21 protein-coding genes are annotated in these 22,219 nt (G+C 33.0%); 15 read left to right on the forward strand and 6 right to left on the reverse strand.

Annotated elements, in window-relative coordinates; translation table 11 throughout:
- Positions 1-98: 98 nt before the first annotated feature.
- From porX to BLR17_RS16510, 6 genes are all read left to right on the forward strand, one after another.
- Positions 99-1,652, forward strand: coding sequence for a T9SS response regulator signal transducer PorX (gene porX / locus BLR17_RS14140; protein ID WP_066326119.1), 1,554 nt, complete (start codon positions 99-101; stop codon positions 1,650-1,652).
- 74 nt (positions 1,653-1,726) lie between these two features.
- Positions 1,727-2,134, forward strand: a complete 408-nt coding sequence (gene tsaE / locus BLR17_RS14145; RefSeq protein WP_066326542.1) for a tRNA (adenosine(37)-N6)-threonylcarbamoyltransferase complex ATPase subunit type 1 TsaE — start codon at positions 1,727-1,729, stop codon at positions 2,132-2,134.
- 215 nt (positions 2,135-2,349) lie between these two features.
- Complete coding sequence (locus BLR17_RS14150; RefSeq protein ID WP_066326120.1) at positions 2,350-3,549, forward strand: alanine dehydrogenase; 1,200 nt, start codon at positions 2,350-2,352, stop codon at positions 3,547-3,549.
- Between the two features lie 36 nt (positions 3,550-3,585).
- Complete coding sequence (locus BLR17_RS14155) at positions 3,586-3,963, forward strand: DUF4258 domain-containing protein (RefSeq protein ID WP_066326122.1); 378 nt, start codon at positions 3,586-3,588, stop codon at positions 3,961-3,963.
- 250 nt (positions 3,964-4,213) lie between these two features.
- Positions 4,214-4,648 (forward strand): hypothetical protein, encoded by a 435-nt coding sequence (locus BLR17_RS14160; RefSeq protein ID WP_066326123.1) that lies wholly within the window; start codon positions 4,214-4,216, stop codon positions 4,646-4,648.
- Between the two features lie 2 nt (positions 4,649-4,650).
- Positions 4,651-4,815 (forward strand): hypothetical protein, encoded by a 165-nt coding sequence (locus BLR17_RS16510; RefSeq protein WP_169817148.1) that lies wholly within the window; start codon positions 4,651-4,653, stop codon positions 4,813-4,815.
- On the opposite strand, the gene ung is transcribed toward BLR17_RS16510, so the two are convergent.
- Positions 4,816-5,490, reverse strand: coding sequence for a uracil-DNA glycosylase (ung, locus tag BLR17_RS14165; protein WP_066326545.1), 675 nt, complete (start codon positions 5,488-5,490; stop codon positions 4,816-4,818). It lies immediately after the preceding gene.
- A 111-nt stretch (positions 5,491-5,601) separates the two neighbouring features.
- Here ung and BLR17_RS14170 point away from each other — a divergent pair, with 111 nt between their 5' ends.
- The gene (locus tag BLR17_RS14170) at positions 5,602-7,767 is read left to right on the forward strand and encodes an endonuclease MutS2 (RefSeq protein ID WP_066326124.1); all 2,166 of its coding nucleotides are present in this window, start codon (positions 5,602-5,604) and stop codon (positions 7,765-7,767) included.
- A 133-nt stretch (positions 7,768-7,900) separates the two neighbouring features.
- Positions 7,901-8,317, forward strand: coding sequence for a thiol-disulfide oxidoreductase DCC family protein (locus BLR17_RS14175; RefSeq protein ID WP_066326125.1), 417 nt, complete (start codon positions 7,901-7,903; stop codon positions 8,315-8,317).
- Here BLR17_RS14175 and BLR17_RS14180 read toward each other — a convergent pair whose 3' ends face one another.
- Positions 8,318-9,487 carry a proline dehydrogenase family protein gene (locus BLR17_RS14180; protein ID WP_066326126.1) on the reverse strand — a complete coding sequence of 390 codons (1,170 nt, stop codon included), beginning with the start codon at positions 9,485-9,487 and terminating at the stop codon, positions 8,318-8,320. It lies immediately after the preceding gene.
- Between the two features lie 91 nt (positions 9,488-9,578).
- Between BLR17_RS14180 and aroB the strand changes: the two genes are divergently transcribed.
- From aroB to BLR17_RS14215, 6 genes are all read left to right on the forward strand, one after another.
- Complete coding sequence (gene aroB / locus BLR17_RS14185; RefSeq protein WP_066326127.1) at positions 9,579-10,646, forward strand: 3-dehydroquinate synthase; 1,068 nt, start codon at positions 9,579-9,581, stop codon at positions 10,644-10,646.
- Between the two features lie 291 nt (positions 10,647-10,937).
- Positions 10,938-12,332 carry a type III PLP-dependent enzyme domain-containing protein gene (locus tag BLR17_RS14195; protein ID WP_066326133.1) on the forward strand — a complete coding sequence of 465 codons (1,395 nt, stop codon included), beginning with the start codon at positions 10,938-10,940 and terminating at the stop codon, positions 12,330-12,332.
- Between the two features lie 107 nt (positions 12,333-12,439).
- Complete coding sequence (locus BLR17_RS14200; RefSeq protein ID WP_066326134.1) at positions 12,440-13,411, forward strand: deoxyhypusine synthase family protein; 972 nt, start codon at positions 12,440-12,442, stop codon at positions 13,409-13,411.
- Positions 13,412-13,421: 10 nt separating this feature from the next.
- Positions 13,422-13,829, forward strand: coding sequence for a DNA primase (locus BLR17_RS14205; RefSeq protein ID WP_066326135.1), 408 nt, complete (start codon positions 13,422-13,424; stop codon positions 13,827-13,829).
- Positions 13,830-13,901: 72 nt separating this feature from the next.
- Positions 13,902-16,013, forward strand: coding sequence for a DNA helicase RecQ (gene recQ, locus BLR17_RS14210; protein WP_066326136.1), 2,112 nt, complete (start codon positions 13,902-13,904; stop codon positions 16,011-16,013).
- A 6-nt stretch (positions 16,014-16,019) separates the two neighbouring features.
- The gene (locus BLR17_RS14215) at positions 16,020-16,502 is read left to right on the forward strand and encodes a DNA-deoxyinosine glycosylase (RefSeq protein WP_066326140.1); all 483 of its coding nucleotides are present in this window, start codon (positions 16,020-16,022) and stop codon (positions 16,500-16,502) included.
- Here BLR17_RS14215 and BLR17_RS14220 read toward each other — a convergent pair.
- The 4 genes from BLR17_RS14220 to BLR17_RS14235 all read right to left on the reverse strand — a co-directional run bounded on the left by BLR17_RS14220 (position 16,497) and on the right by BLR17_RS14235 (position 21,426).
- On the reverse strand, positions 16,497-17,012 hold the full coding sequence (locus tag BLR17_RS14220; RefSeq protein ID WP_066326141.1) for a DinB family protein: 516 nt from the start codon (positions 17,010-17,012) through the stop codon (positions 16,497-16,499). The two genes, BLR17_RS14215 and BLR17_RS14220, sit on opposite strands and share 6 nt — an antisense overlap.
- 6 nt (positions 17,013-17,018) lie before the next feature.
- Positions 17,019-19,604: a phosphoenolpyruvate carboxylase gene (locus BLR17_RS14225; protein ID WP_066326143.1), complete on the reverse strand. Its 2,586-nt coding sequence runs from the start codon at positions 19,602-19,604 to the stop codon at positions 17,019-17,021.
- A 111-nt stretch (positions 19,605-19,715) separates the two neighbouring features.
- Entirely contained in the window at positions 19,716-20,195 is a 480-nt protein-coding gene (locus tag BLR17_RS14230) for an Lrp/AsnC family transcriptional regulator (RefSeq protein ID WP_007139244.1), read from the reverse strand.
- 76 nt (positions 20,196-20,271) lie between these two features.
- Positions 20,272-21,426 carry a M14 family metallopeptidase gene (locus tag BLR17_RS14235; protein ID WP_066326145.1) on the reverse strand — a complete coding sequence of 385 codons (1,155 nt, stop codon included), beginning with the start codon at positions 21,424-21,426 and terminating at the stop codon, positions 20,272-20,274.
- A gap of 315 nt (positions 21,427-21,741) precedes the next feature.
- Here BLR17_RS14235 and BLR17_RS14240 point away from each other — a divergent pair, with 315 nt between their 5' ends.
- The gene (locus tag BLR17_RS14240) at positions 21,742-22,200 is read left to right on the forward strand and encodes a helix-turn-helix domain-containing protein (protein WP_066326147.1); all 459 of its coding nucleotides are present in this window, start codon (positions 21,742-21,744) and stop codon (positions 22,198-22,200) included.
- Positions 22,201-22,219 lie beyond the last annotated feature (19 nt).

Consider the following 22,219-nt stretch of genomic DNA (forward strand, 5'->3'; position numbering starts at 1 on the left):
TATCATAATATTAGGAAGTTGAACTATATAAAATCTGTAATTTGCACAATGTACTTGCGTTTTTTACGTTCAGGAATAACTATTAGAACAGATAAAACATGGATAAAATAAAAATACTTTGGGTTGACGACGAAATTGATTATCTAAAACCACACATTCTTTTCTTAGAGAAAAAAAATTACGAAGTCACTACTTGCAACAATGGTCTTGATGCCATCGAGATATTTGATAACGAAAATTTTGACATTGTTTTCCTTGACGAAAACATGCCCGGAATGAGCGGACTGGAAACCCTTTCGGAGATGAAAGAGAAAAAAAGTGCTATCCCGATGATTATGATTACCAAAAGCGAAGAAGAATACATTATGGAGGAAGCCATTGGCGCTAAGATTGCCGATTACCTGATTAAGCCCGTGAATCCAAATCAGATTTTGCTGAGTTTAAAAAAGAATCTGGATAATTCTAAATTGATTTCGCAAAAAACCACTTTGGATTACCAAAAGGAATTTCGAAAAATAGCCATGGAAATGGGTATGGTCAACAGCTACGAAGACTGGATAGAATTGTATAAAAAACTATTATTCTGGGAATTACAATTGGAAGACATCAATGACCCGGCTATGATTGAAATTCTGGAATCCCAAAAAGTAGAAGCTAATTCACAGTTTGGAAAATTCATCGAACGTAATTACGAAGACTGGTTTTTACCTAAAGCAGACACTCCTATTCAATCGCATACATTATTTAAGGAATTAGTAGTTCCTGAATTGAAGAAAAAAGAAAGACCGGTTTTATTTATCGTGATTGACAATTTGCGTTACGATCAATGGAAAGCCTTTGAAAATGTAGTAGCCGATTATTATAAACTGGAAAAAGAGGTACCTTATTATTCTATTTTACCAACGGCTACCCAATACGCCCGAAATGCTATTTTCTCAGGTTTATTACCTGTTGAGATGGAAAAAAAACATCCGGACTTATGGAAAAATGATCCCGACGAAGGCGGAAAAAATTTATTTGAAGCCGAATTTTTGGCAGCCCAATTGAAGCGTTTAAATCTGAATATCAAATCGGATTATTTCAAAATTACCAATATGGCTTCGGGCAAAAAACTTCTGGATAATTTTAGAGCTTTAAAAGACAACGATTTGGTTGCGGTAGTCTATAATTTTGTCGATATGCTTTCGCACGCCAAAACCGAAATGGATGTTGTAAAAGAACTTGCTCCTGATGACAAAGCTTATCGTTCCTTAACTTTAAGTTGGTTTAAAAATTCACCATTATTGGAAATTATCCAACAGGCACAAAAACTGGGTTTCAAATTAGTCTTAACAACGGACCACGGAACTATCAACGTAAAAAACCCTTCAAAAGTGGTTGGTGATAAAAATACCAGTTTGAATTTGCGTTACAAAACCGGCCGCAGTCTAACTTATGAAAACAAAGATGTTTATGCGGTAAAAGACCCAAAAAAAATTGGCTTGCCGGCAATAAATATGAGCAGTTCTTTTATTTTTGCAAAAAATGATTTGTTTTTAGCTTACGTTAACAACTACAATCATTATGTGAGTTATTATAAAAATACGTATCAGCATGGTGGAATTTCGCTTGAAGAAATGATTGTACCCTGCCTGATATTTAATCCAAAATAAAATAGTTTTCAGTGTTCAGTATTCAGTCATCAAAAGAACTGAATACTGAACACCAAAAACGGAACACTAGAATTATGGAAATCACTTTTTCATTAAACGAAATAAGCAATGTTGCCGAATTGATTGTAGCGGCTAAGCCTAACAAAGTAATCCTTTTTAATGGTGAAATGGGAGCCGGAAAAACTACATTTATCAAACAATTGTGCAAAACTCTTGGGGTAAATGAAGCTACCAGCAGTCCTACTTTTTCTTTAGTTAACGAATATGAAACTACAGACAATCAGACTGTTTATCATTTTGATTTTTATCGTTTAAAAAAAGAAACTGAAGCACTCGACATGGGAGTAGATGATTATTTGTATTCCGGAAATTGGTGTTTTATCGAATGGGCGGAAAATATTGCTAATCTTATTCCTGAAACACATTCCACCATAAATATTGAAGCACTTCCGGATGGAAAAAGACTTTTAAAACTAAATTAATTCAATGAAAACAAATAATTATAACTACTGAATATCAGTATTTTAAATTGTTTTCTTTTGTGTTTCTCCGAAAATACTTCTTAAGAAAAAACAACAAAAGTATTAAAAATCTAACTTTATGTTAATTAATAAAATCATTTGCGTTTTTATCAGATTATAAAACTTATTTTTTTAATCTTTTTGTGTAATTTTACCTTTTAATTGTACCAAAAACGATGTCAATATCAATAACTCCATTTACAAAACAACAGTTATTACCTCAGGAAGAGAAGCTGGAAGTAGCCAAAAAAAAAGGTGACCTATTTATTGGTATTCCAAAAGAGACCAGCTATCAGGAACGTCGTATCTGCTTAACACCTGATGCAGTGAGTTCGTTAGTGTGTCATGGACATCGCGTGATGATTGAATCGGGAGCAGGAGAAAGTGCCAGTTATTCGGACAAAGAGTATTCTGAAGCAGGTGCGGAAGTAACTAAAGACACTCAAAAAGTTTTTGGCTGTCCGATGATTTTAAAAGTCGAGCCACCTACAATTGCCGAAATCAACATGATGAATAATCAAACGATTCTACTTTCGGCAATTCAATTAAAAACCAAGAAAAAAGAATATTTTGAAGCTTTAACAAAGAAGAAAATTACAGCTTTGGCTTTTGAATATCTTAAAGATGTCGATGATACCTATCCGGTTGTAAAATCCTTAAGTGAAATTGCCGGAACAGCTTCTATATTAATTGCCTCCGAATTAATGATTGCCAATGCAAACGGAAGAGGACTACTTTTTGGAAATATTACCGGAGTCCCTCCTACTGAAGTGGTTATCCTGGGAGCAGGAACTGCCGGGGAATTTGCAGCAAGAGCAGCCATTGGATTAGGAGCTAATGTAAAAGTTTTTGATAATTCGATTACCAAATTAAGACGCCTTCAGAATAGTTTGAGTGAGCGTATTTTCACATCAACGATTCAACCTAAAGCGCTGATGAAAGCCCTAAGACGTTGTGATGTTGCCATTGGTGCCATTCGCGGTTTAGAACGCTGCCCAATTGTCGTTACCGAAACAATGGTGGAACACATGAAAAAAGGTGCTGTTATTGTTGATGTCAGTATCGATATGGGAGGTTGTTTTGAAACATCCGAAGTTACTACACACGAAAAACCAACCTTCATAAAGAGCAATATTCTTCATTATTGTGTTCCCAATATTCCTTCCCGCTATTCTAAGACCGCTTCGCTTTCAATAAGCAATATTATTACTCCTTATTTATTAAAAATTGCTGAAGATGGTGGACTTGAAAGTGCCATTCGCTGTGATAAAGGCTTGAAAAACGGGGTTTATACCTACCACGGAATCCTAACCAACAGAGCTATTGGAGAATGGTTTGATTTACCTAACAACGACATTAATTTAATTGTTTTTTAAGTAAACTTTCAACTACCTTTGCCAAAAAAATAATTCATGAAATTTGTACAACGTTTTGCTTACTATCTGGTAGGTTTAGTAATAGGCTGCTTTTTTGTAGCCCTTGTTTTTAGTGGAAAAGATACTCGATGTAATTATTTCCCAAATGCCCGTGTTTTGAATGATATTAGAAACAAACCTTTTGAATATTCTGCAAAAGCTACTCAGGTTTTAAATGAAAAATGGGTCGATACTGCTGATATTCGAAAAACTTTAGAATTTGGCGATGTTGACTTTGATAAAAGCGATACTGAATTTGGAAAAAAAAACAAATTGTATGTTATTGAGGGAAAAACAGCCCAAAATGTCGAAATCATTTTAACCGTAAAAAACGAAGAAAACAAAGCTACTTTAGAAAATATTATTAAGAAGTAATTTTATTCTTTTACCATATAAGCCATTTAAATTTCGTAAAAAGAAATTTGAATGGCTTTTTTTATCCGATAAGTTATCTCTCTGCTAATATATCTGATGTCGAATAAATCATTATAATTTTGGAATTTATCCGAAAAACAAATGGTATTAATTAACAAATAAGAAACTACAAATATATTTCTGTAAGAAATTTGTTTGTATTTGAAATAATAATAGATTGAAAAAGGATTTTTAATTTAAAAACTTCTACATGAACAAAATTTTAACAGTTGTAATCGGACTCCTTTTAATTGCTTTAACCTCTTTCACAACAGAAAAAACTACTTCAGGTTTTCAGGAGACATTACAAAAGACTAAGATGTCTTTCTCAATGCCAAAAGATTTTAAAGAGACAACAATTATTCCTAACAATCATATGAATTATGAATATGCCATCAAACATATTGAAAAGAATTTTGAAGTTAGATTTGCAATACGTCCACTTGGAGATAGAATGACTGCGTTTTATGAAAAAGAAAAAAACAAAAAAACTGGTGAAGTAAATTTAAGTCCTAATAAGTCCTATCAGGCTTCTTTTTTAGCTATTACTATGAATGTTTCTGGCATTATGGACAAATTACCCAGAACTTCTACTTTTCCCCAGAAGCGATTAAAGCTGAATTTAATGCCGATTGGGGTGCAATGACTATGGTGGAACCAAGAAAAGAATTTGGACAGGATTACAAATATTGCATGATAATAGCCATTCATAAAGATGATGCTGCAGATGCCTATTATTTTTATTTAGCAGATGACCAGCAAACCCTAAAAGAACAAATGCAAGCTGTTTTTCATAGTTTAAAATTCAATTAGCTACAAAACCCAATCAATCTCAGTTTTTTTATTCGCTTTTAAATAGGCATTAGTCTGAGAAAAATGTTTATTTCCAAACCATTTTCCCTGATTAGCGCTCATGGGAGACGGATGTCCGGATTCGAGAACTAAATGTTTATTTCTGTCAATTTTACTTCCTTTTTTTTGTGCAAAAGACCCCCAAAGTAAAAAGACAACTGCCTCTTTTTCATCGGATATTTTTTGAATGACTGCATCCGTAAAAAGGTTCCATTTTAAATGTTTATGACTGTTAGGTTTGTCTTTTCTAACACTAAGTGAAGTATTTAACAACAAAACCCCTTGCTCTGCCCAATGCTCTAAATTTCCCGAAGCCGGCATCAGCAAATTATCCAAATCATCATTAATTTCTCTGTAAATATTACGCAATGAAGGCGGAATTTTAACACCATCATTAACCGAAAAACACAAACCATTGGCTTCTCCTTCTCCATGATATGGATCCTGACCTATGATTACCACTTTCAGATTGGAAAAATCACAAAAATTAAAAGCCGAAAAAATTAAATCTTTAGGTGGATAACAAATATCAGATTGGTATTCTTTTTCTACCTCTGTCATTAAAACATTAAAATAAGGCTTTTGTATTTCATCAGATAAAATTGCTTGCCATTCGGGGTTAAGATTGATATTCATTTGCATCATTTTGGGCAAATTTCGTAAAGTTTTCAGCAAACTACACTACAATTACATCTATTTTAACTACTAAACTTTGTAACTTTGCTCCTTTGCAACTTATATTTAAGAATGATATCCATCACCGAAAAAACATTACAAGATCTTCAGTTTCCAACCATTCTCGAAACCATTTCAGAGATATGTAATACTGAAATTGGAAAAGAAAAAGCACTCAAAATTACTCCTTTCAGAGACAAGGAAGGCCTGATGCAGGCTTTGATGCAAACCTCTGAGTATGTTTCTTCTTTCCAGAATAATAATGCGATTCCTAATCACGGATTTGATGCGATAACGTATGAAATAAAATTTCTGGCTATTGAAGATAGTTTTCTGGAAGTAGGCAGTTTTAGAAAAATTGCCTCCCTTTCTTCAACAGTTAATGTGATGTTGCAATTCCTTAAAAAATTTGATGATTATTACCCTAATATCAATGCCAGAGCTTCCAGAGTGGAACTGACTAAAGAAATTGTGACTCAGATTGATGTGGTTGTAGATAAGTATGGTGAAATCAAGGATAACGCCTCTCCTGCTCTGTCGGATATTCGCAGAAATATGAATTTGGTTCGCGGCAAGGTTAATCAGAGTTTCGGAATTGCGTTGCAGCAATACAACGGCTTAGGATATTTAGACGATATTAAAGAAAGTTTTGTGCAAAATCGTCGTGTTTTAGCCGTATTGGCGATGCACCGAAGAAAAGTAAGAGGAACTATTTTAGGAAGTTCGAAAACAGGAAGCATTGCTTACATCGAACCTGAAATGACACTGAAATATTCCAGGGAATTAAGTAATTTAGAATACGAAGAAAAAGAAGAAATCACCCGTATTTTAAAGCAATTATCGAATGCGATTCGTCCATTTTTACCTTTGTTGAAAGAATATCAGGATTTTTTAAGTGATATTGACGTAATTGCAGCCAAAGCAAAATATGCCAACAGAATCAACGGAATCTTACCAAATATAACCGAAGAACGTCGTTTGTATTTCAGGGATGCTTTTCATCCTATTTTGTATTTGAATAATAAACAAAAAAAGGAAATCACTTATCCGCAAACTATCGAATTACAACAGGAAAACCGAATTATCGTTATTTCCGGACCTAATGCAGGAGGAAAAACCATTTCGTTAAAAACCGTTGGTTTACTGCAATTAATGCTGCAATCGGGAATGTTAATTCCTGTTCACGAACGCTCAGAGACCTTTTTATTCGACAGAATATTGACAGATATTGGAGACAATCAATCTATTGAAAATCATCTGAGTACCTATAGTTACCGATTAAAAAACATGAACTACTTTTTGAAAAAGTGCAACAGTAAAACCATGTTTTTGATTGACGAATTTGGTACAGGTTCTGATCCGGAATTGGGAGGAGCTCTTGCCGAAATTTTCCTCGAAGAATTCTATCATCGGGAAGCCTTTGGAATTATCACGACACATTATGCCAATTTGAAAATTCTGGCTAATGAATTGCCTTTTGCTACCAATGCAAATATGCTTTTTGACGAAAAATCTTTGGAGCCCATGTATAAATTGGTGTTGGGACAAGCCGGAAGTTCGTTTACTTTTGAAGTAGCCCAGAAAAACGGAATTCCTTTTGGCTTAATCAATCGCGCGAAAAAGAAAATCGAGGTTGGAAAAGTTCGTTTTGATAAAACCATTGCCAACTTACAAAAAGAGCGCTCCAAGCTGGAGAAAACCTCTTTGAATTTAAAAGAAGAAGAAACCCGGGCTCGTGAAGAGAGCAAAAAAATGGAATCTATCAATACCAAAATAAAACAAAAACTGGAAAGCTATCAGGAATTGTACGACAGCAATCAAAAAACGATTTACATTGGTCAGAAAATAGAAGATATTGCCGAGAAATATTTCAACAACAAAAACAAAAAAGAATTGATTGGTGAGTTTTTGAAAATTGTAGAAATCGAAAATTCGAAACGTAAAAAAGCCACTCCAAAAGAAACTAAAGCGATAATTGCCAAGAAAAAAGAAATTATAGAAGAAGTTCAGGTTCAGGTTGAAGAAATCAGAAAAGAGAAAAAAGAAAAAAAACTAAAACCTGTGGTTGAAAAGCCAAAACCAATTCTAAAAGTAGGCGACCGCGTGCGAATGCTGGACGGAAAAGCCGTGGGAAGCATTGATGCCATTGAGAAAAACAAAGCAACGGTTAATTATGGTTTATTTACTTCTAAGGTAAGTTTGGATGAATTGGATTTAGTCGAAGCGGTGAAGAAATAATTTGTAGTAATCAGTGTTCGGTATCATTGCGAGGAACGAAGCAATCTCACTAGGATAAGCAAATCAGTACGTAAAAACAAAAATGCGATTGCTTCGTTCCAATAGCTATCGGAACTTGCAATGACTTATTCAAATGCAAAACTTTCCTAAAAACAAAAAAATAATCCTCTTTGATGGTGTTTGCAATTTGTGCAATTCAGCAGTACAATTTATAATTGAAAGAGATAAAAAAGATGTTTTTCGCTTTCTAGCGCTGCAATCTAATTTAGGGAAGGAAATTTGCAGTTATATTGGCGTAGACCAAAAAACAACGGATAGTATTATTCTTTATGAACCCGGAACCGCTTATTATTTAAAATCAGATGCTGCCCTGAAAATTGCCGCTGAATTTAATTCGCTTTATATTTTTCTGAGTATTTTTAAAATTTTCCCAAAAGGAATTCGGGATTCCATTTACGATTATATCGCTAAAAACCGCTACAAATGGTATGGCAAAAAAGAATTCTGTATGATTCCAACCCCGGAATTGAAAGTAAAATTTTTAGAATAATCAGGCATTTTTTCTTCGCTGACGTTCTTTAATTATCATTTCCAGTTCGCGACTCGTTTGTCCGGCTACAGCGGTGTTTTCCTGAGCTCGACGGATTAAATAAGGAATCACTTCTTTTACAGGGCCAAAAGGCAAATATTTAGCAATATTATAACCATTGGCGGCCAAATTAAAACTCATCGTATCGCTCATTCCATATAATTGTGCAAACCAAATTCGCGAATCATTGACAGCAATATTTTTTTGCTGCATTAATTCCATCAAATAATAAGCACTTTCCTCATTATGAGTACCAGCAAAAAGAGAAAGAACATCCAAATTGTTTGTAATATATTGCAACGCCAAATTGTAATTTTCATCGGTTTCTTGCTTACTGGCACAAATAGGCGACGGATAATTTTTTTCTTCTGCCCGTTCCTTTTCTTTTTCCATATAAGCCCCGCGAACTAATTTTATCCCAACGTAAAAACCTTCATTTTTAGCAAATTGATGGATTTCTTTTAAATAATCTATTCTATCCCAACGATACATTTGAAGTGTATTAAAAACGATAGCTTTTTCAGTATTGTATTTGCGCATCATTTTAAAAATCAAATCATCGGCGGCAGTTTGCATCCAACTTTCCTCGGCATCAATTAAAATGGAAACATTTTTTTGATTTGCTTCCTGACAAACCTTATCAAAACGTGCCTCTACCCTTTGCCATTCCTGCTGCTCAGCATCGGTTAAATTTTCATGATTCCCTATTTTTTCATACAAATCAAGACGACCAAAACTCGTTGGTTTAAAAACACTAAAAGGAATTGCCTGACGTTCTTTATCAAATTCAATTATTCGTAACATTTTTTGGAGCGCGTTATCAAACTCACTCTCCGCAACCTTTCCTTCAACTGCATAATCCAAAACCGCCGAAACGGCTTTAGTTTCAAGAATATCAACTACTTTAAGACAATCTTCTTCATTTATGCCTCCGCAAAATTGATTAAAGATGGTTTTTCGAATTAAATTTTCTACCGGAAGCTTTATTTTTAAAGCAAACGGAATAATAGCAGTTCCAATTTTCACCAACGGTTTAAAACTCATCATCTTGAAAAGAAAATAAGAAGTATTCAATTGACTGTTACTTTTTAAAGCAAAAGCAATTTGGGTATTATCGAATATCTTTTTCATTTTTTTTGCTATTTAAAACAAATATAGCCAGAGTTATGGATATTAATTACTAGAAATTACCTTATTTTGCAATTCAAATTAATTAATGACAATGCAAACAATTCAAGCCAATAATTACCCTATCTATTTTAACGAAACTGCAACCGAAGCTTTAAATCTTCACATAAGCAACAATAAATATTCTAACATCTTTATTATTGTAGATAGCAACACTAATGAATTTTGTTTACCAAAATTATTGCCGGCTATCGAAACCGATTTAAATGTTGAAATTATAGAATTTGAAGCAGGTGAAGAAAATAAAAACATCGAAACCTGTGTTGAAATCTGGAAAGTACTTACGGAACTTGGCGGAGACAGAAAGAGTTTGGTTCTTAATTTAGGTGGCGGTGTTGTTACTGACTTAGGAGGTTTTGTGGCATCTACGTTTAAACGCGGTGTTGACTTTATCCACATCCCTACTACTTTACTTTCAATGGTAGATGCTTCTGTAGGAGGGAAAAACGGAGTGGATTTAGGAAATTTAAAAAATCAGATTGGTGTTATCAATGTGCCAAGTATGGTACTTATCGATACACAATATTTAGAAACAGTTCCTCAAAACGAAATGCGTTCCGGTCTTGCCGAAATGCTGAAACACGGCTTAATCTACGATAAAAAATACTGGGAGGAATTCCTTGATATTTCCACTATTGATTTTGACGCTCTTGATCAATTGATTTACAGATCAGTTGAAATCAAGAACGAAATTGTAAAACAGGATCCTACTGAGAAAAACATTAGAAAAGCGCTGAACTTTGGTCACACCTTAGGACACGCTATAGAAGGTTATTTTCTTGAAAGCGAATCTAAAACTACCTTACTTCACGGCGAGGCTATTGCAGTGGGAATGATTTTGGAAAGTTTCATTTCATGGAAAAAAGGACTTATTTCTAAAGAAGAATATATCCAAATTAAGAGCGTGTTGAAATCCATCTATGATGATGTAATTTTTGAAGAAGAAGATATTGAGCCTATCATGGAGCTGTTAATCCATGACAAAAAAAATGAATATGGAAGTATTCAGTTTGCATTAATTGAAGGAATCGGGAAGATAAAAATCAACCAAGAAGTTGAGAATGAATTGATTCTTGAAGCCTTTGAAGATTACAAATCTTAACTATTTTTTTTATAAAAAAGGATTGCATCACTTATATTTTATTTTTTACATTTGCCGCAATGAAAAAGCATCAAAAACAAAGAAATCACAGCTCAAATCAAGACGTAAACAATACTTCTTTTCAAAGAATATTGAAACGTTTTAATTTAGTTATTAGTCGATTTAATTTTGATATTTTTCAATACTTAACAATAGAAAACGAAAAATTGCAGATTATTTATGCCAATATTAGGGTTTGAATTATAGTTGAATAACTTCTTAAAACTATAAAAACACAAATTCCTAAAAAAAATGAATACTAAATATTCTGATCTAATCAATCAAACATACTATTTTCCTCAAGAAGAGTTTACTTTAAACAAAGACAACCTTTATTTCCATAATATTGATTTGATGAAATTGGTGGAAAAATACGGTACGCCGTTAAAATTCACCTATTTACCTCAAATTTCCAACAATATCAACAAAGCCAAAAGTTGGTTTCGTAGAGCTATGGAGAAAAATAAATATGAAGGAAAATACTATTACTGCTATTGTACTAAAAGTTCTCATTTTGAGTTCATCATGAATGAAGCTTTCAAAAACAATATTCACGTTGAAACATCTTCTGCATTTGACATTAATATTGTTGAGAATCTTTTAGAAAATGGCAAAATCAACAAAAGCACCTATATTCTTTGTAACGGTTTTAAAAGAGATCAATACATTACTAATATTGCCAGATTAATCAATAACGGACATAAGAACACTATTCCAATTATTGATAATTACGAAGAATTAGATTTACTACAGGCAGAAATCAAAGGGAAATTCAAAATTGGAATCCGTATTGCTGCCGAAGAAGAGCCTAAATTTGAGTTTTATACTTCAAGATTAGGAATTGGTTACAAAAACATCGTTAACTTTTACAGAAAGCAAATTCAGGAAAACAGTAATCTTGAATTAAAAATGCTTCACTTTTTTATCAATACCGGAATTAACGATACAGCTTACTATTGGAACGAATTAGTAAAATGTATTAAAGTATATATCGCTCTTAAAAAAGAGTGTCCTACTCTTGACGGATTAAATATTGGTGGTGGTTTCCCTATCAAGAATTCCTTAGCTTTTGAGTATGATTACCAATACATGATTGACGAAATTATCAATCAGATTAAAATTGCCTGTGATGAGGCCGAAGTAGATGTTCCTCATATCTTTACTGAATTTGGATCTTTTACTGTTGGTGAAAGCGGTGGTGCGATTTATCAGGTTCTTTATCAAAAACAACAAAACGACAGAGAAAAGTGGAATATGATTGATTCTTCATTCATTACTACACTTCCTGATACCTGGGCAATAAACAAACGTTTTATCATGTTAGCCGTAAACCGTTGGAACGATACCTATGAAAGAGTATTGTTAGGAGGTTTAACTTGTGATAGTGATGACTATTACAACTCGGAACAAAACATGAATGCTATTTATTTACCTAAATACAATAAAGAAAAGCCTCTTTACATTGGATTTTTTAATACAGGTGCTTACCAGGAGACTATTGGAGGTTATGGAGGTTTACACCACTGTTTAATACCACAACCCAAACATATTCTAATCGATAGAGATGAAAATGGGATATTAGCAACAGAAGTTTTTTCAGAACAACAAACCTCTGAAGAAGTATTAAAAATTTTAGGTTATAAATAAAAAATAATTAATCAAATACAAGCTTTAGTAGATTTATAATTTCATTATATTTGAACCGGTTTAGATTCTAAAAATGATAAATTTACTAAACATTTAAATCCCATAAAATGAGTAAAGGACCTATCAGTCAATTTATTGAAAAACATTATTTACACTTCAATTCAGCAGCATTAGTTGACGCAGCTAAAGCTTACGAAGAGCAACTAGCCAAAGGATCTAAAATGTTAGTGAGCATGGCAGGAGCAATGAGTACAGCCGAAATTGGAAAAATTTTCGCCGAAGTTATTCGTCAGGATAAAGTTCAAATTATCTCTTGTACAGGTGCTAACCTTGAAGAAGATATCATGAACTTAGTAGCGCACTCTCACTACGAAAGAGTACCTCACTATCGTGATTTAACGCCGCAAGAAGAATGGGATTTATTAGAAAGAGGATTAAACCGTGTAACAGATACTTGTATTCCTGAACACGAAGCTTTCCGTAGATTACAAAAACATATCTACAAAATCTGGAAAGATGCCGATGATAAAGGAGAACGTTATTTCCCTCATGAATTCATGTACAAAATGTTACTTTCAGGAGTGCTTGAAGAATACTACGAAATTGACTTAAAAGACAGCTGGATGTATGCTGCTGCTGAGAAAAATTTACCTATTATTGTTCCTGGATGGGAAGATAGCACCATGGGGAATATCTTTGCTTCTTACGTGATTAAAGGAGAACTTAAGGCTTCAACTATGAAATCAGGTATTGAATACATGACTTTCTTAGCAGACTGGTATACTAAAAATTGTGAAAACGGAATTGGATTCTTCCAAATTGGTGGAGGTATCGCAGGAGACTTCCCTATTTGTGTTGTACCAATGTTATATCAGGATATGGAAATGCATGATGTACCGTTTTGGAGTTATTTCTGCCAAATTTCAGATTCTACAACCAGTTACGGATCTTATTCAGGAGCAGTTCCTAATGAAAAAATTACTTGGGGTAAATTAGACATCACAACCCCTAAGTTTATTATTGAATCAGATGCTACCATTGTAGCTCCATTAATTTTTGCTTATTTATTAGATTTATAATACCATTTTTATGAGAAGAGTTATAGTTGAGTATGCTAAATTAACAAACGAAATTTTAAACTTGTTAGTTGAAAAATTTCCTGATGGATATGACGACGAAGATATCATTCGTTTTAAAAATGCTAAAAACGAATTAGTAGAAGCTGTTGAAGTACGCACTGAGGATACTATCTACTTAGTAAAAGTGAGTACTAAACTTGCGGATAGAATCGAGAACTTTGATGAAGATGACGATTTAGATGACGTTGTTATAGAACCAATGGCGCCTATCAAAGGTTTAGATTTAGATGACGACATTAGTGCTGATGACGACGATGACGACGACGATAATGACAAACCTGATTTAGACGAAGATGATGATGAAGATGGTGATGATAAAGACATCGCTGATGACGACGACGACGAAGATGAAGATTAATTCATAAAGCCAACATAAAAAAAGGAACTCAAAAAAAGAGTTCCTTTTTTAATTTTTAGCCAATCCCTCAAAATGATTCCTTCTCAGATATTACACACTACACTTAAAGAAAATTTTGGATTTGAAAAGTTCAGAACTAATCAGGAAGAAATTATAAACACCATATTACAAGGCAACGATACCTTAGCCATTATGCCTACCGGTGGCGGAAAATCCATTTGTTTTCAATTACCTGCCTTATTACTTCCCGGAATTACCGTTGTAATTTCTCCACTAATTGCCTTAATGAAAGATCAGGTGGATAGCCTTAAAGCCAACGGAATTGCTGCCTGCTACATCAACAGCACACAAACAGAAGCTGAACAACAAAAGCATATTGATAATTTAAAAAATAATAAAGTAAAGCTAATTTACATAGCTCCCGAGAGCTTGTCGTATCTGGACAATATTTTTAGCCTGCTCAACATAAGCTTAATTGCTATTGACGAAGCACATTGTATTTCGTCCTGGGGACACGACTTCAGACCAGCTTATACCAATTTAGGTTATCTCAAAAACCGCTTCCCTTCTACTCCTATTTTAGCCTTAACTGCCACCGCCGATAAAGCTACACGTCAGGATATTAGCAATCAATTGAATTTGAAAAATCCTGCTGTTTTTATTGCTTCTTTTGATCGAAAAAACCTTAGTTTAGAAGTTCGACCAGCCTTAGACAGAGTCAAACAAATTATTGATTTCATCGAATCAAAACCTAACGATTCTGGTATTATTTATTGCCTGAGCCGAAAAACCACCGAAGAACTTGCAGAAAAACTTAACAAAGCAGGAATTCCGGCCAAAGCCTATCATGCCGGTTTAGATGCCGAACTTCGTTCTAAAACACAGGATGAATTTATAAATGATGAATGCCAGGTGGTTTGCGCCACAATTGCTTTCGGAATGGGAATTGACAAGTCGAATGTGCGTTGGGTAATTCATTATAATCTACCTAAAAACATCGAAGGTTATTATCAGGAAATCGGTCGCGCAGGTCGTGACGGATTGAATTCAGAAACTATTTTATTCGAAAGTTATGGCGATTTGATTCAATTGCAAAAATTTGCTTCGCAGGGACAAAATGCCGAAATACAATTGGCCAAACTCGAACGAATGAAACAATATGCTGACGCACTAAGTTGTCGCCGAAAAATACTGCTTTCGTATTTTGGAGAAATCGTAACCGAAAATTGTGGCAATTGCGATATTTGCAAAAATCCTCCCGCCTTTTTTGACGGGACTATTCATGCTCAAAAAGCACTTTCGGCTATTATTCGTCTCAATGAATCCGAACCATTACATGTAATTGTTGATTTTTTAAGAGGTTCTAAAAATGCATACATTTACGAAAAAGAATACCAAAATTTAAAGACCTATGGCGTAGGTATCGAAACTTCCTGGCACGACTGGAATCAATACCTGATTCAGTTAATCAATCTGGGATATTGCGAAATTGCTTTCCATCAACAAAACAAAATCAGACTTACTTCGTTAGCTAAGAAAGTTTTATTTGAAGGTGAAAAAGTACAACTCTCAACAGTTCAAAAACCCGCAGAACAAAAAAGTGATAAAAATACCAACAAAGCTAAAGTAGTTAACAATTCTCTTTTTGAAACCTTACGTAAATTGCGCTACGAAATTGCAACTGAAGAAGAAGTACCTGCCTATGTTATTTTTAGTGATGCAACTTTACGCCAAATGGAAATCAACCGCCCGATGAGTGAGGAAGAATTGATTATAATTGACGGTGTTGGAAAAGCCAAATTGGAAAAATACGGTGATGCTTTTATCAAAGCTATTATTACTTTTCAAAAAGATAAAAAGATTAAAACTAAAAAAGAATCGAGTACTTATAAAGAAACTCTAGCTTTGTATCAGGAAGGTTTGACAATTGATGAAATTGCTGCTAAAAGAAAATTAGGCACTGGAACTATCATGTCACATTTAGCTAAATTATATTCAGACGGAGCTGCAATTGACTTACACCAATTTGTTTCAGAAGAAGAAGTTAACTTAATAGCGGCAGCGCAAATTAAATTAGAAAAACCAACAGCTCTAAAACCTTATTTTGATTATTTCGAAGAAAAAATAGCTTACGAAAAAATCAGACTGGCTTTAGCCATTATTGAAAAAGAAGAAAACAACTAGGTAATTATGATTTATTCCTTCCCTCCTTTTGTCAACGCCGAAACTCAAATTTTAATTTTAGGAACCATGCCCGGAATTGCTTCTTTAGAAAAACAGGAATATTATGCGCATCCGCGCAATCATTTCTGGAAAATCATTTATACTTTATTTGATAAATTACCGGTTACTACTGTTTTCGAAGAAAAAATAAAAGTATTGCAAAATCATAAAATTGGCATTTGGGATGTTTTGGAAAATTGCGAACGAAAAGGAAGTTTAGATATTCACATTAAAAATCATAAGCCAAATGATTTTGAAAGTTTATTGAAACAATTTCCTAATATTAAAAAGATTGTCTTCAACGGAAAAGAAAGTCACCGCTACTTTAATAAAAATTTCGGGCAAATAAAAGGCATTACTTATTATGTAATGCCTTCTACTAGTCCCGCTAATACGATGTCTTTTGAAAACAAGCTGAAAATCTGGTCAACTGTTTTCTATGATTTATAAATATCTTTCTTTAAAAACTTTATGATGGTGTTTTAAGTGTCCAATGATAATAAAACCTATCGCACGCACTGAAATATCAGCATTAGAAGCAATTCCAATTCTTTTTAATTGTTCTTCTGAAAGACTTTTAAAAAGCGCCAAAGTACTTTGGCGAACAATTGATAATTCAGTTAACAAACTTTGTAAGTGCCTGCTATTAGCATCTGTATTTAATGCATAAGCATTTTCATCAAATCCCGGCAAAGGCGTTTTGTCATTTCTGGAAACCCGCAAAGCCCTGTAAGCAAAAACACGTTCGGTATCAATTATGTGCTGAATGATTTCTTTGATTGTCCATTTGCCTTCGGCATAACGATAATCAAATTTATCCATTGGAATATCCTGAACAAAACGAATAAAATCATGAAGACTTATTTCTAAGTCTTCATATAAATCTCCGTCTCCTGCTGCTTTTACATAAGTAGCATTGAATACAGAATATTCGTTTTCCGGGATATCAATTGCTTTCATAAAAAATTAAGCTGAATTTCTACTTGCATTGGTATTACCAAACAAAGAACGCATTACGATTTTTTCGTAAACTTTAATCAGTTTTTCATCCGGATTTGGCTCTTTATTCAATTCATTAATTCGCAATAATGCATATTGTTGAATCGTTAATAAAGGCAACACAATACGTTCTCTGATTTGAATTGAAGCTATACCGTCAGGATAATTTTCCATCAATTCTTTATGTCCGGCAATTTTCAACAACAATCTCTTAGTTTCTAAAAACTCGTCATAAATGTTTTGCCAGAATTCTCCAAATTCAGGATCATTTTTCATATAAGCTGTTAATGGGAAAAATGACTTAGCCAATGACATCATACTATTTTCCAATAATGTTTTGAAGAACATAGAACGGTTGTACAAGTCCTGAACTTTTTCCCATTGATTTGTGTCCTCAAAGTATTTTAAAGCCGAACCAACACCATAGAAACCTGGTACATTTTGTTTCAACTGACTCCAGGAACCCACAAATGGAATAGCTCTTAAATCTTTAAAATCTAATTTTTCAGACTTACTTCTTTTAGAAGGACGACTTCCAATATTAGTTTTAGCGTAATATTTCAACGTACTCATTTTTTCCAAGTACGGAATAAACTTATCGTGATTTTTAAAACTCAAATATTTTTCATATCCAAGTTCAGATAATTGGACCATAATCTCTTTGTCACTATCTGATAATTTATTCAAATCTTTATTGAATACCTGGTTAGTTACACCAGCACTTAATAAGTTTTCTAAATTATGACGACAAGAATCCAAAGTTCCAAAGTTTGAACTAATAGTTTGCCCCTGAACAGTAACCTGAATTTCTTTGTTTTCGATTTCTGGTCCTAAAGAAGCATAAAACTTATGTGTTTTACCTCCTCCACGAGCAGGCGGTCCACCACGTCCATCAAAGAAAATCACTTTAATTCCGTATTTTCTGGACATAGCAGTAAGCTGCTCCTTAGCCTGATAAATACTCCAGTTAGCCATTAAATAACCACCATCTTTTGTACCATCAGAAAAACCAAGCATAATGGTTTGTTTCATTCCTCTGTTAGCCAAATGCTCAGCATAAACCGGATTTGTATACAATTGCTCCATTACATTATGCGCATTTTGTAAATCATCTACTGATTCAAATAAAGGCACAATATCAACTGATGGATGCTCCCAGTTGCTCAGTCTAAATAAAGCATAAGCTTCTAAAACATTAACCGCATTTTCATTATTACTAATAATATAACGGTTAGCTCCTAACTCACCATTGCATTTCTGAATTTGCTGAATAGCTCTGATAGAATCAATTGTAGATTGAGTCATTTCATTTTTAAAATCAGCCGAATTCAAATTCCCTTGTACCTGCGTTAAAACTTCACATTTTTCTGCTTCGGATAATTCATAATAGTTTTTAGGGAAAACTTCACTTCCATTAGCTAAATAGTAATCAAAAATATCTCTGAATACCGCATCGTGAATTTTACTATTCTGACGAATATCTAATGTTGCAAAATGGAATCCGAATAAATTTACTTTTATCAATAAAGCTTCTAATTCATCAACATATAAAGATTGATGTTGCTCTACAATAATAGTTTTAATTTTGTTTAACTGAGATTTAAATTCCTCTAAAGTGATAAAAATTTCACCTGTAGAATAAAAAACAGAACGGTATAATTTATTTTCAAGTTCAGCAACCAGAAAATCTACACCTGAGAAAGTTAGTTTTCTCTTTAAGTTTCTCATTTCAAAATAATAACATTTTAAAATAGAAGTTCTTAAACGATCAGCAACTTTAAGTGTAATATCAGTGGTAACAAATGGATTTCCATCTCTGTCTCCTCCCGGCCAGAAACCTAGTTGGATAATAGGATTTTTAATATTTCCATTTGGTGCAATATTCGTTTCTAAATAATGCATTAAATCTCCGGCAGTATTATAGAATACATTTTCCAGATACCAAATTAAGCTTACTGCTTCGTCAAAAGGATTTGGCTTTTCATTTTTAATGAAAGGGGTTTTTCCTAATTGTGCCAAAAGCTGTTTGATTTGCAATAGATTATTATCACGAATAGCTTGTGTAAGGTCGTTGATAATACCTAAAACCGGACCAGGATAAAACTGTGTAGGGTGAGCTGTCAGAACTGTTCTAACATTGAAGTTTTCCAAAAATTCAGCTAACTCTTCATTCTTACCTCTGGCTTCTGATTTTTCTTTGATATCTCTCAAAGAACCGCGTCCCTCCATATTATTTACAATAGGAAAAGCAGCATCTTCTATAGCATCAAACAATACAATCTGACGTTCTATATATTGGATAAAACGAAACATTAAATCAATTTTATCAGCCTCTACATCAGTGTGTAAATATTTTTTAGAGAAGAATTCAAAAATTTCCTTTGGTGTTTCCATCTTTTTGTAACCTGTATCACAAACCTCTGTAAACAAAGGCAATAAGGCACCGGTATTATCAATTGAATCAAAAGGTAAAGTAATGAAAACGCTATTGTAAATATGATATTTAGAGAGAACGTTTTGGTTAAAACGTTCTATTTTAGGGAGCGTATACATAAATTATGTTAATTATTTTTTTGTTAATTATGCGTATTGTTCATTTTTAAAAAAAATAACCCCAAGAGTAAACTTGAGGTATTATTTTTTTAATAACATTCAAGTCAAAAATTACATGTTTTTGAAGATAGTGTGCATCAAACGCTTCTTATCGTTGATACTTTCTTCAAGAGAAATCATAGTTTCTGTTCTATATACACCATCGATATCGTCAATCATAAAGATTACATCTTTAGCATGTTTAGTATCTTTTGCTCTGATTTTACAGAAAATATTAAATTTCCCGGTAGTTACAGAAGCAACTGTCACAAAAGGAATTTCGTTAATACGTTGTAAAACAAACTTCGTTTGAGAGGTGTTATTTAAAAACACACCTACATAAGCAATAAAAGAATAGCCTAATTTATCATAATCCAACACTAAAGAGGAACCCATGATAATACCAGCATCTTCCATTTTCTTAACTCTAACATGCACAGTACCAGCTGAAATTAATAATTTTTTAGCAATATCCGTGAACGGAACTCTCGTATTATCTATCAACATGTCTAAAATTTGATGATCTACTTCATCTAAACGGAACTTACTCATATTTCTTTAATTATATTATTAATTATCATTTTAAAGCATAAAAATATACATAAAAATGATAAACTCGTACAAAAAATTACTTTTTTATTAATCCGTTGACAAATTTATGGTCTTTTCCTAAACAAAAATTTGCCTTTTGATCAAGTTTTGGAAAATTATTTACTCCGTCATCATAAACAGCACCTTGGGCATCAAATTCTTCATGTCCAAAGAAACCTTCTAATTCATCAATTTTAGCTACATAAGCATTAAAATTGATTTTACCATCAATTAATTCCTCCTTATACTGAGCAGCAAAATTCGTTATTTTTTCATTACCGTCATAATTTATTTTAACCTTTTTGTATATAAAATCATAAAAAACAACTTTATTTTGAGGAATATTCAAATATTCTTCCGTTCTATTAATTTCTACAACGTTTTCGTTAAGTTTTGTAAAACTCGAAACTAAAGCCATAAAAATGTATTTTCGAGTAACTTCTCTATGATAGTCTCCCGGAAAATGGCCAGCTTCAAATAAAATAGTAGGAACGCCTAAATACTGAAAAGTATCTCCAATACAATTAATATTGAAAGAATCATCAAAACGCCCTATTTGTCCCGGAATAAATCCTTGTAATACCGCATTCATTTCAGCAATCAAATTAATAGCTTTTTGTCGCGAATCATTTATTTCTCTTTCTTCATTATAAGAAGGTGCTAAAAACGAAACCGTTGCAGGTTTACCAGTATCAGCAACTCCAAAAATAGTTCGCTGATCGTGAAGATTATAGCAAAAATCAGGTTTGAATTCCTCAAAAACCGCCCGCAATATTTTACTTTCCGGCTGAGTCAAGTCCTGCGAATCCCTGTTTAAGTCAATTTCATTAGCATTGGCCCGAGTATACAAATAAGCTCCATCAGGATTCAACATTGGTAAACAGCAAAAAGTAAAATTAGCCAAGAAAGTTTTTGCCAAATCTGAACCACTATGCAGCAGATTTAAAAAATCAAATAAAGCTTTTGTGGTTGTACTTTCATTACCATGCATTTGCGACCAAAGATAAATCTTAGTCTTTCCCGTACCGATACTATATTTATAAATTAATCTTCCCTTAACTGATTTTCCAATAACCGACAATTGATTATCCGTATTCATTCTGTTTAATATTGGCTCAATTGACTCCAGAGTCAAATACCTGCCTTCAATCGTTTTTTCTTTATTATCAAGAAACAATTGTTCTAAATTCATAATCCATTTTTTTTTGATTTACAAAAGTAAACATCTTTATTTTTACATTCGTAAACAATAAGCAAAGAGTGTTTTTTATAATTGTAAACAATATTGCCACTTTTTTTGAGTTATTGTTCTAACAGTTAATTGACAAATGTTATTTTAATTCTATTCAATACACACTCTACTTATTTCTAGATAATTAACTATTTTATTTTAAATTTAAAATTTAAACAAATTACAATATTAACTATTATTTACAACTGTAATATTGGAGTTTACATTGCTTTTAATTACATTTGTAAACAGTTAGTTTTAAAACTATATTTTACAATGGTAAACACGGAAGATTTTATAAAAAGACTCGAGATTATACTCGATTATTACGGGATGAACGCTTCTGCCTTTGCCGATAAAATTGGTGTGCAACGCTCTAGTTTATCTCATCTCCTTTCAGGAAGAAACAAACCCAGTCTGGATTTTATTCTCAAAATTCTGGATGTTTATCCTGAAGTCGATTTGTATTGGATATTAAATGGTAAAGGTAATTTCCCTAAAAACAACAGTTTACCAACTGAACCGGAAACACCAGTAAACATTCCTCCGATTTCTCCAGTAAATCCAGACGCACTAATTGATGAAAGTTTATTTTCAGAAAAGAATATCAAAGAAAAAACTACCAATTCAAATGAGATACTAAAAAATCTATTTGAAGAAGATATTGAAAAAATAGTATTTTTCTATAAAGACGGGACTTTTAAAAGCTTTAATCCGAACACAAAACAGTCTTAAATCATACCGTACTAGTATT

The organism is Flavobacterium glycines (genome assembly GCF_900100165.1).
Taxonomy (GTDB): Bacteria; Bacteroidota; Bacteroidia; order Flavobacteriales; family Flavobacteriaceae; genus Flavobacterium; species Flavobacterium glycines.

Coding starts and splice junctions, on each gene's coding strand:
- porX (WP_066326119.1), top strand. CDS start 99: ATGGATAAAATAAAAATACTTTGGGTTGACGACGAAATTGATTATCTA.
- tsaE (WP_066326542.1), top strand. CDS start 1,727: ATGGAAATCACTTTTTCATTAAACGAAATAAGCAATGTTGCCGAATTG.
- BLR17_RS14150 (WP_066326120.1), top strand. CDS start 2,350: ATGTCAATATCAATAACTCCATTTACAAAACAACAGTTATTACCTCAG.
- BLR17_RS14155 (WP_066326122.1), top strand. CDS start 3,586: ATGAAATTTGTACAACGTTTTGCTTACTATCTGGTAGGTTTAGTAATA.
- BLR17_RS14160 (WP_066326123.1), top strand. CDS start 4,214: ATGAACAAAATTTTAACAGTTGTAATCGGACTCCTTTTAATTGCTTTA.
- BLR17_RS16510 (WP_169817148.1), top strand. CDS start 4,651: ATGGTGGAACCAAGAAAAGAATTTGGACAGGATTACAAATATTGCATG.
- ung (WP_066326545.1), bottom strand. CDS start 5,490: ATGAATATCAATCTTAACCCCGAATGGCAAGCAATTTTATCTGATGAA.
- BLR17_RS14170 (WP_066326124.1), top strand. CDS start 5,602: ATGATATCCATCACCGAAAAAACATTACAAGATCTTCAGTTTCCAACC.
- BLR17_RS14175 (WP_066326125.1), top strand. CDS start 7,901: ATGCAAAACTTTCCTAAAAACAAAAAAATAATCCTCTTTGATGGTGTT.
- BLR17_RS14180 (WP_066326126.1), bottom strand. CDS start 9,487: ATGAAAAAGATATTCGATAATACCCAAATTGCTTTTGCTTTAAAAAGT.
- aroB (WP_066326127.1), top strand. CDS start 9,579: ATGCAAACAATTCAAGCCAATAATTACCCTATCTATTTTAACGAAACT.
- BLR17_RS14195 (WP_066326133.1), top strand. CDS start 10,938: ATGAATACTAAATATTCTGATCTAATCAATCAAACATACTATTTTCCT.
- BLR17_RS14200 (WP_066326134.1), top strand. CDS start 12,440: ATGAGTAAAGGACCTATCAGTCAATTTATTGAAAAACATTATTTACAC.
- BLR17_RS14205 (WP_066326135.1), top strand. CDS start 13,422: ATGAGAAGAGTTATAGTTGAGTATGCTAAATTAACAAACGAAATTTTA.
- recQ (WP_066326136.1), top strand. CDS start 13,902: ATGATTCCTTCTCAGATATTACACACTACACTTAAAGAAAATTTTGGA.
- BLR17_RS14215 (WP_066326140.1), top strand. CDS start 16,020: ATGATTTATTCCTTCCCTCCTTTTGTCAACGCCGAAACTCAAATTTTA.
- BLR17_RS14220 (WP_066326141.1), bottom strand. CDS start 17,012: ATGAAAGCAATTGATATCCCGGAAAACGAATATTCTGTATTCAATGCT.
- BLR17_RS14225 (WP_066326143.1), bottom strand. CDS start 19,604: ATGTATACGCTCCCTAAAATAGAACGTTTTAACCAAAACGTTCTCTCT.
- BLR17_RS14230 (WP_007139244.1), bottom strand. CDS start 20,195: ATGAGTAAGTTCCGTTTAGATGAAGTAGATCATCAAATTTTAGACATG.
- BLR17_RS14235 (WP_066326145.1), bottom strand. CDS start 21,426: ATGAATTTAGAACAATTGTTTCTTGATAATAAAGAAAAAACGATTGAA.
- BLR17_RS14240 (WP_066326147.1), top strand. CDS start 21,742: ATGGTAAACACGGAAGATTTTATAAAAAGACTCGAGATTATACTCGAT.